At 74.1% G+C, this 15,207-nt stretch carries 13 protein-coding genes; 11 read left to right on the top strand and 2 right to left on the bottom strand.

Annotation, left to right across the window (positions count from 1 at the left end):
• The first annotated feature begins 100 nt into the window (after window positions 1–100).
• The 9 genes from GLX30_RS13680 to GLX30_RS13640 all read left to right on the top strand — a co-directional run bounded on the left by GLX30_RS13680 (window position 101) and on the right by GLX30_RS13640 (window position 10,836).
• On the top strand, window positions 101–1,201 hold the full coding sequence (locus tag GLX30_RS13680) for a DUF3344 domain-containing protein (protein ID WP_159687992.1): 1,101 nt from the start codon (window positions 101–103) through the stop codon (window positions 1,199–1,201).
• A 74-nt stretch (window positions 1,202–1,275) separates the two neighbouring features.
• Entirely contained in the window at window positions 1,276–2,424 is a 1,149-nt protein-coding gene (locus GLX30_RS13675) for a glycosyltransferase (protein WP_244258139.1), read from the top strand.
• A complete protein-coding gene (locus GLX30_RS13670) occupies window positions 2,421–3,905 on the top strand; it encodes an exopolysaccharide biosynthesis polyprenyl glycosylphosphotransferase (protein WP_159687987.1) in 1,485 nt (494 codons plus the stop codon). The genes GLX30_RS13675 and GLX30_RS13670 overlap by 4 nt, the downstream gene beginning before the upstream one ends.
• 1 nt (window position 3,906) lies before the next feature.
• Window positions 3,907–5,223, top strand: a complete 1,317-nt coding sequence (locus GLX30_RS13665; RefSeq protein WP_159687984.1) for an O-antigen ligase family protein — start codon at window positions 3,907–3,909, stop codon at window positions 5,221–5,223.
• Between the two features lie 281 nt (window positions 5,224–5,504).
• Window positions 5,505–7,109, top strand: coding sequence for a lipid II flippase MurJ (locus tag GLX30_RS13660; protein ID WP_244258449.1), 1,605 nt, complete (start codon window positions 5,505–5,507; stop codon window positions 7,107–7,109).
• Complete coding sequence (locus GLX30_RS13655; protein ID WP_159687982.1) at window positions 7,099–7,869, top strand: polysaccharide deacetylase family protein; 771 nt, start codon at window positions 7,099–7,101, stop codon at window positions 7,867–7,869. The genes GLX30_RS13660 and GLX30_RS13655 overlap by 11 nt, the downstream gene beginning before the upstream one ends.
• Entirely contained in the window at window positions 7,866–9,023 is a 1,158-nt protein-coding gene (locus GLX30_RS13650; protein WP_159687979.1) for a glycosyltransferase, read from the top strand. Before GLX30_RS13655 ends, GLX30_RS13650 begins: the two co-directional genes overlap by 4 nt.
• The gene (locus tag GLX30_RS13645) at window positions 9,020–9,685 is read left to right on the top strand and encodes a lipopolysaccharide biosynthesis protein (protein WP_159687976.1); all 666 of its coding nucleotides are present in this window, start codon (window positions 9,020–9,022) and stop codon (window positions 9,683–9,685) included. The genes GLX30_RS13650 and GLX30_RS13645 overlap by 4 nt, the downstream gene beginning before the upstream one ends.
• Window positions 9,682–10,836, top strand: a complete 1,155-nt coding sequence (locus tag GLX30_RS13640; protein WP_159687974.1) for a GNAT family N-acetyltransferase — start codon at window positions 9,682–9,684, stop codon at window positions 10,834–10,836. The genes GLX30_RS13645 and GLX30_RS13640 overlap by 4 nt, the downstream gene beginning before the upstream one ends.
• 93 nt (window positions 10,837–10,929) lie before the next feature.
• Here the strand turns inward: GLX30_RS13640 and GLX30_RS13635 are convergent, their stop codons facing one another.
• On the bottom strand, window positions 10,930–12,231 hold the full coding sequence (locus tag GLX30_RS13635; protein ID WP_159687971.1) for a glycosyl hydrolase: 1,302 nt from the start codon (window positions 12,229–12,231) through the stop codon (window positions 10,930–10,932).
• Window positions 12,232–12,368: 137 nt separating this feature from the next.
• Here GLX30_RS13635 and GLX30_RS13630 point away from each other — a divergent pair, with 137 nt between their 5' ends.
• Together GLX30_RS13630 and GLX30_RS13625 are read left to right on the top strand one after the other, a co-directional pair.
• Entirely contained in the window at window positions 12,369–13,673 is a 1,305-nt protein-coding gene (locus GLX30_RS13630) for an ATP-grasp domain-containing protein (protein ID WP_208545413.1), read from the top strand.
• The gene (locus GLX30_RS13625) at window positions 13,655–14,854 is read left to right on the top strand and encodes an NAD(P)-binding domain-containing protein (protein ID WP_159687969.1); all 1,200 of its coding nucleotides are present in this window, start codon (window positions 13,655–13,657) and stop codon (window positions 14,852–14,854) included. The genes GLX30_RS13630 and GLX30_RS13625 overlap by 19 nt, the downstream gene beginning before the upstream one ends.
• Before the next feature lie 31 nt (window positions 14,855–14,885).
• Here GLX30_RS13625 and GLX30_RS13620 read toward each other — a convergent pair whose 3' ends face one another.
• On the bottom strand, window positions 14,886–15,149 hold the full coding sequence (locus tag GLX30_RS13620) for a hypothetical protein (RefSeq protein ID WP_159687966.1): 264 nt from the start codon (window positions 15,147–15,149) through the stop codon (window positions 14,886–14,888).
• Window positions 15,150–15,207: the final 58 nt, after the last annotated feature.

Genomic DNA, 15,207 nt, shown 5'->3' with positions numbered 1-15,207 from the left:
GCCAAATGGCCGTAGGTGCGCGTCCTGCGTGCTTTCCGATCAGCTTTCTGAAAAAGTGCACTCCTGTTTTGTCGACTTGATCGAAAATGGAGAGCCACCCATGCCGGAGTCGCCGGGCTTCGCCGCGCGAGGCGTCCTGGGAGCACTGCTCTGCACGGCGTTCTCGGCCGCTCCGCTCATGGCCGCGGCGGCCCCGGCCCCCACGCCGCCGGAAGCACCCGATATCCCCTTCACGCAGCGCTACCACGCGGTGCACCACGGCGGGATCGTCCGCGCCGCGAACTCCGCCATCACCTGCCGCAAGCCCAACAGCCGTTCTGCGGCGCCCTGTTCGTCCCTCCAGCGGGGCGCGCAGGGCGTCAACGGGGACTACGACATGTTCTACGTCGACCTCGACGACGACCCCAACACGTACAACTCGAGCCGGGCCCGCCTCGCCCTGCCGGCGGACTCCCGCGTGCGGTACGCCCGCCTGTACTGGGGCGGGAACCTCCGCGTCGGAGAGCAGAAACCCCCGAAGGACAACGGCCGTGTCCTGATCGCAGAACCGGGCGGTGAGTACAAGGAGGTTCTGGCCGACACCCAGGTCGCACACCGCGACGCCGACGGCAGCGATGCCTACCAGGCGTCCGCCGACATCACACCCCTGGTGCGCGGCAGCGGCACCGGCTACTGGACCGTCGCCCAGGTCAACGTGGCGATGGGTCACTCGGAGGCAGGCGCCTGGGGCGGCTGGACCATGGTCGTGGCCTACGAGAAGGACACCGAACCCCTGCGCGAACTCGTCCTGTGGGACGGCTTCGAGAGCGTCCGCCCCGGGCGCGGTCAGCACTCGGTGACGCTCACCGGCCTGCGGATCGGGCCACGCTCCGCCGGACGTGCCGGGCTCGTCGCCTACGACGGCGACCGCGGCACGCGCGGCGACTCGGTGCATGTGCGGGCCGGCGACGGGAGACCGATTCTGCTCGAGGACCGCGCCAATCCGGCCGGCGACAGCATGAATTCGACCATTGCCGACTTCGGCACCACGGTGACGGGACGGCGGCCCGCGCACGTCAACACGCTCGGATACGACTCCGACGTGTTCGACATCCGGCCCGCACTGGCGGGCGGCGCGCATTCGCTGACGTTCCGCTTCGGAGCCGAAGGCAACGGGCATTTCCTCGGCGCTCTCTTCGTGCAGGCCGACGCGCGCCGCTGATTCACGCACCCACACTCCACTGCGTTCGAAGAAGGCCGTACGTGCTGCAGAGAAACTGGACCGAGAGAAGCCGAATGACGGTGTTCCACCTGGTTCAGCCGGTGGAGGGGGGAGTCGCGCGGGTCGTCACCGACCTGGTCAGGGCACAGGTCGGCGAGGGGATCCGGACCGTCGTCGCCTGCCCTCCGCAGGGACGGCTTCCCCACCTGGCGGCACAGGCCGGTGCGCAGGTGCATTCCTGGCCGGCCGGGCGGGAGCCGGGTCCGCGGCTCGCGAGCGAAGTACGGGCCGTCGCACGGCTGATCCGGGCCGGCGCACCGCACATCGTGCACGCGCACAGCGCCAAGGCCGGACTCGCCGGGCGGCTCGCCGTACGCGGCCGGGTGCCGACGGTCTTCCAGCCGCACGCCTGGTCGTTCGACGCGGTACGGGGGCGCAGCGCCGACCTCGCCCTGACCTGGGAGCGGCACGGCACGCGCTGGAGCACCCGCACCCTCTGCGTCAGCGAGAGCGAGCGCCGCGCGGGCGAAGAGGCGGGAATCCGTGCCCGCTGGTCGGTCATCCGCAACGGCATCGACCTGACGTACTTCACCGCACGCGGCAGCCGCGGCCGCGAGGAGGCCCGCGCCCTTCTGCCGGAGCTGAACCGTTTGCCCGTGCGGACGCCCCTCGTCGTCTGCGTGGGCCGCTTGTGCCGGCAGAAGGGACAGGACGTGCTGCTGCGGGCCTGGACCGAGGTGTCGCGGGCGGTCCCCGGCGCCCGGCTCGTCCTGGTCGGCGACGGGCCGGACCGGGAGGCGCTTCGGCAGGGCGCCCCGCCAGGGGTGCTCTTCGCGGGCGACCGCGCCGACACCCGGCCGTGGCTGCACGCCGCGGACGTGGCCGTACTGCCCTCGCGCTGGGAGGGCATGGCGCTCGCCCCGCTGGAGGCGATGGCCTGCGGGCTGCCCGTCGTGGTCACCGACGTCAGCGGCGCCAGGGAGAGCCTGCCGCCCGGCCATGAGCCGTACGCGCTGGTCCCGCCCGAGGATCCGGCCGCGCTCGCCGCGGCGCTGGTCCGGCTGCTGACGGATGCCGCGCTCCGCCAGGACCTGGGCCGCGGGGCCGAGGAGCACACACGGGCCACGTCCGACGTGCGCAGGACGGCAGCGGCCGTCCTCCACCTGTACCAGGAACTACTGAGCCCGCAACGGCCCTTGACGAGGGAGCGCAGCGAACGATGACGACGGAGAGTGCCCCTGCTCCCCACAGTGCCCGGGCGACGGCCGCACGCCGCCCGGCGCCCTTGGTCCACGCGCCGCGCCGAACGGCAGCCCGCCGTCCACCCGTCCGTGCGCACCGTCACCCCGCCCGCCGGGAACGTCCGACCGCGCTGCTCCTGGCCGACGCCACCGCCGCCGTCGTCACGCTGGCCCTCGCACCGGCCCTGCTGTGGCCCACGGCTCCCTGGCCGGCCGTGTCGGCGGTGCCGCTCGTGCTGGTCCAAGGCGTGCTGCACACCTGGCGCGGCCTCTACCGGCGCAGGCTTTCGCCGTCCGCGCTCGCCGAACTGCCCGTGCTCCTCGGGCTCGCGATGCTCCAGTGGTACGCCCTCACCGCCACGTTCGCCGCCCAGGACCCCCCCTACGAAATCGCCCTGACCGCACCGGCCCTCGCCGGCGGCGGCCAGGCGCTGCTCGCCTGCGCCGGGCGGGCGGCCGTCCACCACGCGCGCCGGCGGTCGGCCGCGCGTAGGCCGCGGTCCACCCTCGTCGTCGGCCGGGGGCCGGTCGCCCAGCAGGTCACCGCGGCGCTGTACGAGCACCCCGAGTACGGCTTGCGGCCGGTCGGCCAGGTCGATCCCGCCGGCCTGGGCGGGCCGGTCCACGCGGCCCTTCCCGTCCTGGCCGGACCGGAGGACGTCAGCCGCGCGGTCATCCAGAACGCCGTCGGCCACGCCGTCTTCACCCGGCCGCCGGGGACCGGCCCGGAGAGCGCCGCGCTGCTACGCCTGTTCGCCCGGCACGGCTGCCGGGTGTGGCTGGTCGACGGGACTCCCGCGGAGCCCGGCAGGCAGCGCAGGGCACCCGGCAGGGACCACCTGTGGGGATTCCCCGTCAGGCCGCTGGACGCGGCGCGCCGGCCGTTCTCCCTCACGGGCAAGCGGGTCATGGACGTGTGCCTCGCCGCTGTCGCCCTCGTCGCGGCGGCGCCCGTGCTGGTCGTCTGCGCGCTCGCCGTCCGTCTCTTCGACGGGCCCGGAATCATCTTCCGGCAGGAACGGATCGGACTGGACGGACGGCCGTTCGTGCTGCTGAAGTTCCGCACCATCAGCCCGGTCGACGAGCACGAGTCCGCCACCCGCTGGAGCGTGGCCTCCGACCGGCGGATGAGCGTCACCGGCAGTCTGCTGCGCCGCACCTCCCTCGACGAACTGCCGCAGCTGTGGAACGTGCTGCGGGGCGACATGAGCCTCGTCGGCCCCCGGCCGGAACGCCCCTACTTCGTCGCCAAGTTCAGCCGTGTCCATCCCGGCTACCAGGCGCGCCACCGGATGCCCGTCGGCATCACCGGGCTCGCGCAGATCCACGGCCTGCGCGGCGACACCTCCATCGAGGAACGCGCCCGCTTCGACAACCACTACATCGACACGTGGTCGCTGTGGCAGGACGTCTGCATCCTGGTCCGCACCGCCGCCTCCATGCTGAGGCTGGGAGGCAGTTGAGATGACAGCCGTCACCTGGACCGCCGCGCGGCACAGGCGCACACCGCCCTTCCTCCGCCTGCTGCCCCTGGTCGCGACCGTGCTGCTGCCGGCCGCACCGCTCCCGGCGGTCGGCGGCGGGGCGGGCACGGTGAGCCCGGCGGACATCGCGTCGGGGGGCCTGGTGGTGTGGTGCGCGGTGCAGGTCCTGCACCGCCGCTCCCGGCCCCTGACGCCCGCCGCCGCCGTCGTGTTCGGCCTGCCCGTCGTCGGCTTCGCGGTCGCGACCGTCACCGCGGCCCAACCGAACGCCGCGCTGCCCGGGTTCGTGCGCTACCTCCAGGTCTTCGTCCTCGTGCCGCTGGCCGTCGTGCTGCTCGTACGGGACGCGCGCGACTTCCGCGTCGTCGCCGGTGCCCTGGTCGTCCTGGCGCTCGCCCAGGGGGCCGTGGGCACCTACCAGTTCGCCACCGGCACCGGCGCCTCCTACATGGGCGAGGACATCCGGGCCGTGGGCACCTTCGGGCCGACGGACGTCATGGGGATGGCGACCGTCGTGTCGTACGGGCTGATCGCGGCGCTCGCGCTCGCCCTGCGCCCCCCGTCCGACGCGCCCTCCTGGCTGAGGCCGTGCGCGTTCACGGCCGCGGCCGTGCTCGTCCTGCCGCTCGCCCTGTCGTTCAGCAGGGGCGCGTGGATCGCCACGGCGCTCGCCGCGTTCGCGGTGGTCGCGCTGTGCGGGCTGCGGCAGGCGGTGCGGGTGCTGTCGGCGGTGGCCGCGCTCGGCGTCGTACTCGTCGGGGGCCTCGGCATCGGCTCCCAGATGATCTCCGAGCGCGTCAGCAGCATCACCCGCGTCACCGACGCGCCGGACCGGTCGGTCGGCGACCGGTACGCGATGTGGGCCGCGGCGGCCGGGATGTGGCGCGAGGAGCCGGCGGCGGGGGTCGGGCTGAAGGGCTTCCCGGCCCACCGCGACGGTCATTCCTCGATCGGCCTGTCCGCCGGCAGCGACATCGCCGGTGCGGGCAGGCAGTTCGAGAAGCAGCCGCTGCTGTCGCCGCACAACATGTACCTGCTCGTCCTCGGCGAGCAGGGCCTGATCGGGCTCACCGCGTTCGCCGGCAGTCTCGCCGCCGTCCTCGTCCTCGGCCTGCGCCGGCTCGCCGGCGGCCCGCACGGGTGGGCCGTGGACTGCGGACTGACGGCGGTCGGCCTGATGCTCTGGCAGACCGTCGACTTCCTCTACGCGGACATCGGCGGCCCGTCGACGGCCCTCACGGGTGTGCTGCTGGGCCTGGCGGCCTGGTGGGCGCTCGGCGGAACGAGGCGCGTGTGACCGAGGACCCGCGCCCGGCCGCCGGCCGTCGCCCCCCGGGAGCGCCGTCGCCGGCGCCGGGCCGCCTCGCGGTACCGCCGGAGGGCGATGCGGGGGCCGTTGGCGCCCTCGCCCCGGAGCGGGTCGTTCACGGCGGGGTCCATGACGGCGCCGCCGACGAACGGCTGACCCACCAAGGCCCCGAGGAGCGGCCCGCCGTGGCCGTGGCCGGGGGCACGCGCGGGGCGCCGTCCCGGCGGGGCCACGCCACCGCGACCGGGCCGTACACCGGTGCCGCCCCTGTGCGGGGGCGGCACGCCCGCAGGGGCGGGCGGACGGGCGACGCGGGGCGCGGCACACCGCCCGTCCTCGGGCGGTTCCTCGTCCGGGCGGCCGCGGTCACCGCCGGGCTCACCGCGGCAGGCGCCGTGCTCGGACTGGTGCGGGACCAGACCATCGCGCACATCTTCGGGGCCGGCGTGGAGAGCGACGCGTTCCTCATCGCCTGGACCGTCCCCGAGATGGCCTCCACGCTCCTCATCGAGGACGCGATGGCGCTGCTGCTGGTCCCCGCGTTCAGCCATGCCCTCGCCCGGCGGGCCGCGGACAGCCGGATCGCCGATCCCGTGGGGGAACTGGTCTCCGCCACCTTCCCGCGGCTGTTCGCCCTGCTGACCTGTGCCGCCGGCCTGCTGCTGATCGGCGCGCCGCTCGTCGTGCGGGTCCTCGCGCCGGGCTTCGGCGACCCGGGGCTCGCCGTGGACTGCACCCGGATGACCGCGCTGACCGTCCTCACGTTCGGCGTCACCGGCTACCTCAGCGCCGCCCTGCGCGCCCACGGCAGCTTCCTCCGCCCGGCGAGCGTCTACGTCGCGTACAACGCCGGCATCATCGCCACGACGCTCGCCCTGCACTCCGTGTGGGGCGTACGCGCCGCCGCGGTCGGTGTCGCCGTCGGCAGCCTGCTCATGGTGGCCGTGCAACTGCCCGCCTTCGCCCGCCGTATGACGCTGCGACCGCTGGTGCGCCGCCCCCGGTCCAAGGCGCCCCTCCTCGGCGCCGCCCTCCTCGCCCCCGTCGTGCTCTTCGCCGTCAGCCGCCAGTCCCAGGTCCTCGTCGAGCGCTTCCTCGCGGCGCCGCTCCCCGCCGGGGCGATCTCCCATCTCAACTACGCGCAGAAGGTCGCGCAGATGCCGATGGTGCTGTCGCTGATGGTGTGCACGGTGACGTTCCCCGTCGTCGCCAAGGCCATGGCGGAGGGCGACCACGACCGGGCCCGCCGCCGCGTCGAGCAGGACCTCGCCATGGCCGGCGCGACGGTCCTGCTCGGCACCGCGATGGTCGTCGCATACGCGCCCCAGATCATCGAAGTGCTCTTCCAGCGCGGCGCGTTCGACGCCCAGGACACCGGGATCACCGCCACCGTCATGCGCGTGTACGCAGCGGGCCTCCTCGGCCACTGCCTCGTCGGCGCGCTCGGCCGGCCGTTCTTCTCCTCCGGCCGGCCCACCTGGTACCCGGCCGCCGCGATGGCCGCGGGGCTCGCGGTCACCGTCGCGGCCGGTGCCGTCATGGTCGGCGCCCTCGGCGTGAACGGCATCGCGGCCGCCAACGCCGCCGGCATCAGCACCACCGCGCTGCTGCTGCTGTGCGGCCTCGGATCGCAGGGGGTCGCCATCCAGGTGCGCTCCGTCGGCGGCCGCATCGGCCGGCTCACGGTCGCCGCGGCCGCCGCCACGGCGGCCGGCCTCTTCACCGCGCCGCTGACCGGCGGCCCGCTGCAGAGCCTCGCCGCCGGTTGTCTGCTGCTGCCCGCCGTCTTCCTGCTCACCGCCCGCGCCCTGGGCGCGCCCGAAGCCGTACACCTGCTGGGACTCGCCCGACGGAGGCTGCTTCATGACCACTGACACCGCGGCGCCGCCCGCCGCCCCGGCCCTCGCCCAGCCGTGGATCCTGATGTACCACGCCGTGGGCGACCCCACAGCGGACCCGTACGGCATCACCGTCGCACCGGACCGCCTGGAACTCCATCTCCGCTGGCTGCGCGCCCGCGGCCTGCGCGGAGTGGGCGTGGCCGACCTGCTGCGCGCCCACGGCGCGGGCAACGCCGCCGGCCTCGTCGGCCTCACCTTCGACGACGGTTACGCCGACTTCGTCGACACGGCACTGCCGCTGCTGGCCAGGCACGACTGCGCGGCCACCGTGTTCGTCCTGCCCGGCCGGCTCGGCGGCACCAACGAGTGGGACCCGGAGGGTCCGCGCCGGCCGCTGCTCACCGGCCGGCAGATCAGGGCCGCCGCGGACGCGGGCACCGAGATCGCCTCGCACGGCCTGTTCCACCGCCACCTGGCGGGCTGCCCGGACGACGTGCTCGTCGAGGAGACCGCCCGCAGCCGCGACCTGCTCCACGAACTCACCGGCACGGCCCCCGCCGGGTTCTGCTACCCGTACGGCACCTTCGACCGGCGCGCCGCCGAGGCCGTGCGCCGGGCGGGCTACACGTACGCCTGCGCCATCGCCCCCGGCGCGGCGGCCGGACCGTACGCCCTGCCCCGTACGCACATCAGCCAGGCCGACCGCGGCACCCGGCTGTGGGCGAAGTGGCTGCGCCACCGGGCACGCCGCCGTCCGGCGCTCGGCCCGGTGCGCTCCGGCGGTGCCGGATGAGGGTCCTGCACATCATCACCGGTCTCGGCGTCGGCGGCGCGGAACAGCAACTGCGGCTGCTGCTGCGCCATCTCCCCGCCGAGTGCGACGTCGTCACCCTGACCAATCCCGGTCAGGTCGCCGACGGGCTGCGCGCGGACGGGGTGTCGGTCACGCACCTCGGCATGCGGAGCAACACGGATCTCACGGCCCTGCCGCGACTCGCCCGGTTCGTCCGGCGCGGCCGGTACGACCTCGTGCACACACACCTGTACCGGGCCTGCGTCTACGGGCGGATCGCCGCCAGGCTGGCCGGGGTGCGGGCCGCCGTCGCCACCGAACACTCCCTGGGCGGCCAGGAGATCGAGGGCCGGCCGCTCACCCGGGGCACCCGCGCGCTGTACCTCAGCACCGAACGCCTCGGCGCCGCCACCGTCGCCGTCTCCCCGACCGTGGCCGGCCGGCTCCGCGACTGGGGCGTTCCCGGCCCCCGCATCCACGTCGTGCCGAACGGCATCGACGCTGCACGGTTCCGCTTCGACGCCTCCGGGCGGCACGTCACCCGGAGGCGGCTCGGCGTCCCCGCCGACGCCTACGTGGTCGGCGGCGTGGGCCGGCTCGTTCCCGGCAAACGCTTCGACGTCCTGATCGAGGCGGTCGCCGCCCTGCCCGGCGTCCGGCTGCTGCTCGCCGGCGACGGTCCGGAGCGGGACGCACTGCGCGCCCTCGCCGTACGGCTCCGGGCGGCCGATCGGATCCGGCTGCTCGGGGAGTGCGACGCCGACGGGGTCGCCGCGCTGCTTTCCGCCGTGGACGTGTTCGTGTCGGCCTCCCGAGAAGAAGCGTTCGGGCTCGCCGTGGTCGAGGCCCTCGCCGCCGGCCTGCCGGTACTGCACAGCACCTGTCCCGCCGTCGACGACCTACCGGCGAACGACGCACCGGGCGCCACCCGGCTGCAGGACGGCGGCGTCCGTGAGCTCGCGGAAGCACTGCGCGCCCGCAGGACCGCGGTCCCCCGACGGCTGCCGCCGCCCCGCGCCGTCGGCCGCTACGACATCGCGCGGGGCAGCCGCCTTCTGATGGACGTGTACGCGCACGCCCTGGACACCGCCCGGCCGGACAGCGACCGGCCGGAGCACTTCCCTCCCGAACCGACCCGGAGAGCACTCCCATGACCGAGACGTCCGAGCAGGAGCCCGCCGCCCGCGGCCGGTTCCGCCGCCTCGCGAAGATCACCCTGCCCGTCTGGTGGCCCCTGCCGGTCTGCGCCCTGCTCGGCACGGCCTGCGGTGCCTCGTACGGCCTGCTCAAAGCACCCGAATACGCCTCCACCAGCTATGTCGTCGCCGTGGCCGCCAAGGGCTCCGACCCCGCGGCGGCGCTCGGCTTCGCCCAGGCCTACGGGCGGATCGCCACCAGCGACTCGACCCTCGCGTACGCACGTGTCGCGGCAGGCGTGCCGACGAGCGAACTGCGCGAACGGGTGGAGACGGAGACGTCCCCCGACTCGCCGATGATCGCGATCACCGGCACGTCCACCGATCCGGACCAGGCCGCCGACATCGCCAACGCGGTCGCCGACGCCGTGTTCGTGAGCAGCAATCAGGTGTCCAAGAACACCGGCGTCTCACTGACCCTTTTCTCGCAGGCCATCTCCCCGGACGAGTCCGTCTCCCCTTCGCTTCCCGTCGCCGCCGCGGTCGGCGGCTGCGCGGGCGGACTGCTCGGGGGGCTGGCGCTGCTCGTGGGACCGCGCCGCAGGGCCGCCGTCCCCACCGTCGGCGTGCCCGCGCCCGCGCACCACGCCGAACCGGCGGGCGAACGGGAGCTGGTGTGACCCCCGGAGGCGGGCGGGGGATCACCGTCACCCTGTGCCGCGATCCGGACGCTTTCGCCGCACTGGCGCCGGAGTGGAACCGGCTGCACGACGACTGCCCCACCGCCACCCCCTTCCAGAGCCACGCCTGGCTCCACTCCTGGTGGCGCAGCTACGGCACGAGCGGCCGGCTGCGCGTCGTCCTCGTCCGCCGCGACGGCCGGCTGATCGGCGCCGCGCCGCTGACGCTGACGCACGGACCGATGCCGCTGCTCGTGCCGCTGGGCGGTCCGATCTCCGACCACTGCGACGTCCTCGTCGACGGCGGCGACGTCCGGACCGCGGTCGGGGCGCTGGAGCGGGGCCTGCACAGGGCGGCACGCCGCGCGGTGATCGACCTGCGCGAGGTGCGCCCCGGCGCGGCGGCGGAACGGCTCTACGAGAGCTGGAAGGGCGCCCGGGCCCGGCTCACCGACTCCGTCTGCATGGAGCTCCCGGCCGCTCCCGTCGAGGAGCTCGCCCGGCGGATGACGAGCGCCAGGGCGCAGCGGGTGCGCGCCAAACTGCGCAAGATCGACGCGCTGAAGATCGAGGCCCACCCCGTGCCCGAGGCGGACGTCGCGGAGGCCGTCGCGCACCTGCTGCGGCTGCATGAACTCCAGTGGCGCGGCCGCGCCGTCAACCCGGAGCACCTCAGGCCCCGGTTCGCCGCCCATCTGGTGCGCGCCACCCGGGAGATGGCCCGCCGCGGGGAGGCCGTCCTGACGGAGTTCCGGATGGACGGCGAGGTCGTCGCGGCCGCGCTCACCCTGCGCTCGGGCAGCATGGCGGGTGGATATCTGTACGGGGCGGACCCCGCGCTCCGGGACCGGAAGGCCGACGTGGCGACCATGCTGCTGCGCCACGACGCGCAGCAGGCAGCCGACGACGGGCGGGGCGTGCTCAGCCTGCTGCGGGGGGCGGAGCCGTACAAGAACAGCTGGCGTCCGGAGACCGTCACCAACCAGCGGCTGCTGCTCGCGCCGGCCACGCTGGAGCCGCTGCTGCGGCTGCACGAGACACGCGCCCGGCTGCGCGACAGGGCCGCCGGGGCGGTGCGCGAGCGGCTGCCCGCCGCACGCGAGTGGCGCGACCGGCTGAGCAGCCGGCGGGCGGCCGCCGCGAGGCGCTGACATGCCTCGGGCAGCCGTCCGACTCGTCCCCGGGGCCACGGGTTCCGCGGCGCGCCGGTCGTGCCCGGGGTCACCGTCGGCCCGCTTCCGCGGTCAGAAGCCCAACTGTCCCTCCGGCCAGGGGAACTCGACACAGAACTGCCGGTCTCCCATCCACTGCGCGACCCAGTCCCCGAGATCCACGGGGACGCACCAGTCGACGGGGTTCGTCATGCCGTCGTCCGGCAGCGGAGAGGGCAGCGGCACGCCGGGGTCCGTGCTGTCCGGAGGTGCGGGCTCCGCCGGTGCCGGTTCGACGGGCGGCTCCAAGGGGTCGGGCTCCGCGGGATCCGGCGCGACGGGACCGGGCTCGGCAGGGCCGGGATCGACGGGCGCGGGCTCCGCAGGAACGGGGTTCGCAAACAGCTTCGAGCGGAACACTTTCGAGGACTGCGGATTGTCTTCGCACTGCCACACACCATGCGGGCAGTAGTCTGTGATCGTCTGGTAGAGCGGCTTGTGACGGTCGATCCATTCGAGCATGCGGCGCATGTACTCGGGATTGTCGCCGTTCCGGAAAAGCCCCCACTCCGGATACGAGATCGCCTTGTTGTGCGCCGCGGCGAACTCGATCTGCTTCCGCAATCCGTACGGGGCATTCACCTGTTCGTCGAACGTCCCGCCCGGAGGCTGGTCGTACGAGTCCATCCCGATGATGTCGACCACGTCGTCACCGGGGTAGCACTCGGTCCAGGGAATGGCGTCCTGACCGCGATTGGGAGCGAAGTCGAATCGGAACTTCTGCCCGGGGACGGAACGCATGGCCGTGACGATGCGGTGCCAGTACGCCTTCCACGCCGCGGGGTGCGGCGCACAACGGTGCGTGTACGTCGTGCCGTTCATCTCCCAGCCGAGGACGATCACCGTGTCCGGGACACCCGCCTCGACGAGCCGGCCCGCGAGGGTCCGGAAGTGCTTGTCGAAGCTGCCCTCCGCCCCGGCGGTCAGCAGCGCCCTGACCACGCCGTCCGGCAGTCGCGCCTCGTTGCGCTCCAGCATCGGGACGTTGAGGACGAACATCCGGTCCTCGGCGCCGCGCCGCCAGTCGGCCCACGGACGCAGGAACTCCGGCCGGCCCTCGATGTTGGCCCAGCGGTCGCCCGGGAGATACGTGTGAGCGACTCTCAGCTCGCGCCCGCCGAGCCACCGGGACAGTTCGGCCATACGCCCGACACCGGGCGGACCGTAGTGGAGATAGGCCCCCACGGCTACCGGTGGTTTCTCCGGAGAGTCAGGACCGTCGTTCGCGTGGGGGGCAGCGCCCGCCGTCCGGATCCCGGAAACAGCGGTGGAGACAAGAAGACCGGCGGTGACCGTTCCGATGCCCGTGCGGATGAGACGGCGCCGTTGTGGCATGAATTCCTCCTCTGTGGGGCCCGTTCCGGGATGCAACGACCGTAGGCAGAAAGTCGTACGAAAGGGCTGCCCGAAGAGGAGTCGGTAGGCCATTAGCGAAGAGGCGCGCTCCAGTCAGGACCATCCAGGTGAAAGATATGACTCGAATGCCGATCTCCGACACGGGAGTGCCCGCTCTCGTGCTCCGGCTCGACCGGAATCCCTTTCACCACGGCACCCTCGGAGCCGTCAGATCGCTGGGCCGCGCCGGTGTGGAGGTGCACGCCGTGGTCGAGTCGGCCCGCAGTCCGGTCGCCCGGTCCCGCCATCTGCACCGGGCGCATGTCAGACCCCCGGGCGAGCTCCGCCCGGAGAGCTTCGTCGACCTGCTGCTCGACGTGTCCGACCGGATCGGCCGGCCCGCCGTTCTCATCGCCATGGACGACCTCGGCGCCGTCAGCATCGCCGCCAACGCCCCTCGTCTCGTCCCGCGGTTCCTGTTCCCCGACCAGACCGCCGACGCCACGGCCGGTCTCGCCGACAAGGCCGAACTGGTACGACTGTGCGAGCGGGCCGGGATCGCACACCCGGAAACGGTCGTGCCGCAGAGCGCAGCGGACGCCGACGCCGCGGTACGGCAGCTCGGGCTGCCCCTGGTCGCCAAGTGGAGCCGGCCGTGGCTGCTGGACCAGGGGACGGGCCTGCGCAGCACGACCCTCGTCGCCTCGCCCGCCGCGGTGCAGCGGCTGTTCGAGCGCACCGGACAGGCCGGCAGCAGGCTGGTGCTCCAGCGGCTGCTGCCGGAAGGGCCGTACTGCGACTGGTTCTTCCACGGCTACTTCTCCCGGCGGTCCGACCTGCTGCTCGGCGGCACCGGCCGCAAGGAGCTCGCCTGGCCCCCCGGGGCCGGGCTGACCGCGAAAGGCAGCTGGCAGCAGAACGACGAGGTACGGGCGGCGGCCCTCAAACTGGTGGCGCACTCCGGCTACCGGGGGATCCTCGACCTCGACTTCCGGCGCGACCCGGCGGGCGGCGCCTACCGGCTCCTCGACGTCAACCCGCGGCCCGGCGCGCAGTTCCGGCTCTTCACCGACGAGGGCGGGCTCGACGTCGTCCGGTCCCTCTACCTGGACCTCACGGGCAGCCCGGTGCCGCGGACCGCCGGCCGGCCGGGGCGGGTCTTCGTGGCGGAGAACTACGCCCTGCTCTCCGCCGTCGCCGGCGGCAGGCACCGAACTCCCGGACGGGCAGGCGCCGCGCACCGCGGGGTCGAGACCGCCTGGTTCGCCCGCGACGACCTGCTGCCGTTCCTCGCCATGTCCGCGGCCTGGCTGCGACGCGGCCTCGTCAAGGGAACGGACCGCCTGCGACCACTGCCGCGGCAGCGGACATCGCCTTCCATCGCCGGGCCAGAGACCACACCAGAAGGAGCGGGAACCGCATCATGTACGACTTGGCAGTGATCGGCGCCGGCCCGTACGGGCTCTCCGTCGCGGCGCACGCCGCCGCGGCAGGGATGAGCCTGCGGGTGTTCGGCAGAACCATGGCGTCCTGGCGGGACCACATGCCGGAAGGGATGTTCCTCAAGTCGGAGCCCTGGGCCTCCGACCTGTCGGACCCGGACGCCAAGTACACCCTCGCCGACTACGCCGCCGTCCGCGGCTTCGAGGCGGCGCACGGCCGTCCGCTCCCGATCGCCGACTTCGCCGGGTACGGCATGTGGTTCGCCGAGCACGCGGCGCCGCCCGTCGAGGAACGGACCGTCACCCGGGTCGTCCCGTCGGCCCGCTGCTTCCGTGTGGAGACGGCGGACGGCGACCGCATCGAGGCGCGGACGGTGGCGGTCGCCGTCGGCATCATGCCCTTCCGGCGCGTGCCCGAGCCGCTCAAGGGGTTGCCCCCAGCCCTCTGTTCGCACAGCAGCGGCCACCTGGACCCGAGCGGGTTCGGCGACCTCGACGTCACCGTCGTCGGTGCCGGCCAGGCGGCGCTGGAGACGGCGACCCTGCTCGCCGAGCACGGGGCACGGCCGCAGTTGGTGGCCCGCACGGACCGGATCCGGTGGAACACCGTGCCCCTGCCGCAGCGGCGCGGACGGCTGAGCACCCTGCACACCCCGCTCAGCGGTCTCGGCAGCGGCTGGACCACCTGGGCATGGTCGCAACTGCCCGGGCCGGTCGGTCGGCTGCCGGCCGGCCTGCGGGAACGCCTGACGGCCGGCGCGCTCGGACCGGCCGGCGCCTGGTGGCTCCGCGACCGCTACGAACAGCGGGTGCCCGAACTGCTCGGACACAGCCTCCGCCGGGCCTCGGTGCGCGACGACGGCCGGGTGCGGCTCGAGCTGAACACACCCGGCGGCGGGACCCGTTCGCTCGACACCGGCCATGTCGTCGCGGCGACGGGCTTTGTCCCGGAGCTGGACCGTCTCGGCCTGCTCGACCCCGGTCTCCGGCAGGCGCTGCGCAGGGCGGGCACCGGCCGGGCACCGGCGCTGACCCCCCGGTTCGAGTCCAGCTGCCCCGGACTGTTCTTCGCCGGTCTGCTGACCGCGCCGACGTTCGGTCCCGCCATGCGGTTCGTGTACGGCACGGCCTTCACCGCGGACCGGCTCGTCGCCGGGGTGCGGCGCCGGCTGCGGCGCTGACACGCCGGACGGCAGGACCGGGACGGTGCGCTCAGGCCGGGTGCCGGTCGTAGAGCCAGCCCCTGCGGGACTGCGGGGAGGCGGGCCTGGTGGCCGGCTCTTCCGTGACGGGCGGGGGCGGGAAGAGGCTCAGCCTGGTCCACTCCCCGTCCGGCCGGCCCGGCATGGTGCGGCCGGCGGACGTCCACTCACGCGCCAGCTGGTCGTAGATGGGACTGCTGCCCGTCGGTCCGGCCGTCGGATCCGTTCTCGTCTGGATGCGCTGCCATCGAGCCGGCGCGGTAATCCTTGCCATATGACCGCAAACGCGCGGCCGGGGCCGAAGTCACTGCCGAGGCCGGGTGGTGGGGGAC

Origin of the sequence: Streptomyces sp. Tu 2975, from assembly GCF_009832925.1 — a bacterium.
Classification (GTDB): domain Bacteria; phylum Actinomycetota; class Actinomycetes; order Streptomycetales; family Streptomycetaceae; genus Streptomyces.
Note: the sequence above shows the minus strand (reverse complement) of the source record. Positions and strands in the feature narration are given on the sequence as shown.

Coding starts and splice junctions, on each gene's coding strand:
- GLX30_RS13680 (WP_159687992.1), top strand. CDS start 101: ATGCCGGAGTCGCCGGGCTTCGCCGCGCGAGGCGTCCTGGGAGCACTG.
- GLX30_RS13675 (WP_244258139.1), top strand. CDS start 1,276: ATGACGGTGTTCCACCTGGTTCAGCCGGTGGAGGGGGGAGTCGCGCGG.
- GLX30_RS13670 (WP_159687987.1), top strand. CDS start 2,421: ATGACGACGGAGAGTGCCCCTGCTCCCCACAGTGCCCGGGCGACGGCC.
- GLX30_RS13665 (WP_159687984.1), top strand. CDS start 3,907: ATGACAGCCGTCACCTGGACCGCCGCGCGGCACAGGCGCACACCGCCC.
- GLX30_RS13655 (WP_159687982.1), top strand. CDS start 7,099: ATGACCACTGACACCGCGGCGCCGCCCGCCGCCCCGGCCCTCGCCCAG.
- GLX30_RS13650 (WP_159687979.1), top strand. CDS start 7,866: ATGAGGGTCCTGCACATCATCACCGGTCTCGGCGTCGGCGGCGCGGAA.
- GLX30_RS13645 (WP_159687976.1), top strand. CDS start 9,020: ATGACCGAGACGTCCGAGCAGGAGCCCGCCGCCCGCGGCCGGTTCCGC.
- GLX30_RS13635 (WP_159687971.1), bottom strand. CDS start 12,231: ATGCCACAACGGCGCCGTCTCATCCGCACGGGCATCGGAACGGTCACC.
- GLX30_RS13630 (WP_208545413.1), top strand. CDS start 12,369: ATGACTCGAATGCCGATCTCCGACACGGGAGTGCCCGCTCTCGTGCTC.
- GLX30_RS13625 (WP_159687969.1), top strand. CDS start 13,655: ATGTACGACTTGGCAGTGATCGGCGCCGGCCCGTACGGGCTCTCCGTC.
- GLX30_RS13620 (WP_159687966.1), bottom strand. CDS start 15,149: ATGGCAAGGATTACCGCGCCGGCTCGATGGCAGCGCATCCAGACGAGA.